Annotated in this window: 2 protein-coding genes and 1 pseudogene; all 3 read left to right on the top strand. The window is 73.3% G+C overall.

Features of this window, described 5'->3' with window-relative positions:
• Positions 1-292 (top strand): annotated as a pseudogene (locus QH283_RS20910) (hypothetical protein); the annotation flags it as partial.
• A gap of 8 nt (positions 293-300) precedes the next feature.
• Positions 301-816 (top strand): ImmA/IrrE family metallo-endopeptidase, encoded by a 516-nt coding sequence (locus tag QH283_RS20905; RefSeq protein ID WP_280504668.1) that lies wholly within the window; start codon positions 301-303, stop codon positions 814-816.
• A partial coding sequence (locus QH283_RS20900) for a hypothetical protein (protein WP_280504667.1) occupies positions 813-1724 on the top strand: 912 nt, incomplete at its 3' end. The genes QH283_RS20905 and QH283_RS20900, both read left to right, overlap by 4 nt.

The raw sequence follows: 1724 nt of genomic DNA, 5'->3' as shown, positions 1-1724 counted from the left end.
ACTTCCCGTGCCCGAACTTCCTGTGCCGGAACTTCCCGTGGCCGACCCGCCCGGGACCGACGTCGCTCGGCCGCCCGCCGACCCCGCACCCCCGGCCGCGCCCGAGCCTGCCTTCCAGCCGACCAGCGCCGATCACGGCCTGCCCGAGCCGGACGCGCTGGCGGTGATCGGAGGTCTGGCCGCCATGACGCTGGTCGCGGCGGGCGCGGGTGCGGTCAGCTTCCAGAGCGCCTCCGCGGCCCAGGCCCGCGTCGACGCGGCGCGCGCGGAGTTCTTCGGCCCGAGGGTGTGAGGACGAGCATGAGTCAGAGCAGAACCCCCAGTACGTTGCGCTCCTATCGCCGGGTCGCCGCGGCGGTCGACGCGGTCTGCGCGGTCGCCGCCGACTTCGACGCCACCACCCTCGACGAGGTGGTCGCCGCCGTGTCCGCCGAGCGCAGGCGCGTGATCGAGATCGCCGACGCCGACCTCGGCCCCGGCGTGTGCGGGCAGCGCCGCTTCTACCCGGACCGGGACGTGATCGTGCTGGCGAACCTGCTGCCCAGCCGCGAGCACACCCTGGCCCACGAACTGGGACACATCGTGTTCGACCACGAGGGCGCGCCCGCCGCCGAGGTCACTCTGGAGGCGAGCGACGACCTGATCGCCTACATGCTCAGCCAGCGCGCGCACCAGCAGATCGTCGACGACGGCGCCGACGAGATGGCCGAGTGGGAGGCCGAGACCTTCGCCGCGATGCTGATGACCCGGCTGCGCGTGTTCAACAGCCGGGGCGCAGGCGTCTCGGCCCTACGATTCGATGAGGCTCTCGGATGATCGTCTGGCTCACCGCCCTGCTGGTCTGGATGGCTGTCGGGGCTCGTATCGGCCGCGTCCTGGTGCGGCCCGCGACCACCTCGCGGGTGGCGATCGTGGTAGCGGTCTCCTCGGTGGGCGCGGCCGCCACCGTCGCGGTCCCGGAAATCGCGCTGGCACTGGACAATCTGCGTCCCTCGGGCCTGCCGCCCGGCTCGCTGTCCGACGGCACGCACCTGGCGGCCTGGATCAGCTTCGCCACCGCCACCTCGGTGGTGGCCGCGGCCGCCTGGCCGGTGGTGTCGCGGCGCAACCTGCGTCAGATCGCCTTGTTGATCTACGGAATCGGCGCGCTGGCGATCCTCGCCTCGCTGCTGTGGTCGTTCACCGCCGGCTGGATGGTGTTGGTGCCGACCTGCGCGTTCATCGTGCTCACCGGCGTGCGGAATCTGGACTGGACCACGCTCGGCCGGGGCATCGCCATCTACGCCACGGGTGCGGCGGTGGTCGGCGCGCAGGCCGCGCTGCGGGCCTGGCGCGGCTGGAACGGCGAGGGCGCGACGGAATACGGTGCGCCGCAGTGGGCGTGGCCGCTGTGGTCGGCGGCCTCGGCGTTGATCGCGCTTGGCGCGGTGTGGGTGGTGGTGGAACTGTGGGCGCGGGCCAGGCGGACCCTGCGCGAGACCAGGACGTTGCACCGCACCATGCTGGAGCGCTTTCCCGAGGTGATCGCGCACGAACAGCCCAGCTCCTCCACGCAGCTGCGCGCCTCGGACCAGATCGCGCAGATCATGGACGCGCTGTACCTGCAGTCCGGTAGCGGCGTGGAGCTGATCGCCGCGGGCCCGCCGCCCCCCCAAGTGGGCGAGCCGGCCGAGCGGGTGGGGCGCAGGGGGCGCCCCCCCCGGGGGGGGAGCGGGGGGGACGCG

Origin of the sequence: Nocardia farcinica, from assembly GCF_029867845.1 — a bacterium.
Taxonomy (GTDB): domain Bacteria; phylum Actinomycetota; class Actinomycetes; order Mycobacteriales; family Mycobacteriaceae; genus Nocardia; species Nocardia farcinica_A.
Note: the sequence above shows the minus strand (reverse complement) of the source record. Positions and strands in the feature narration are given on the sequence as shown.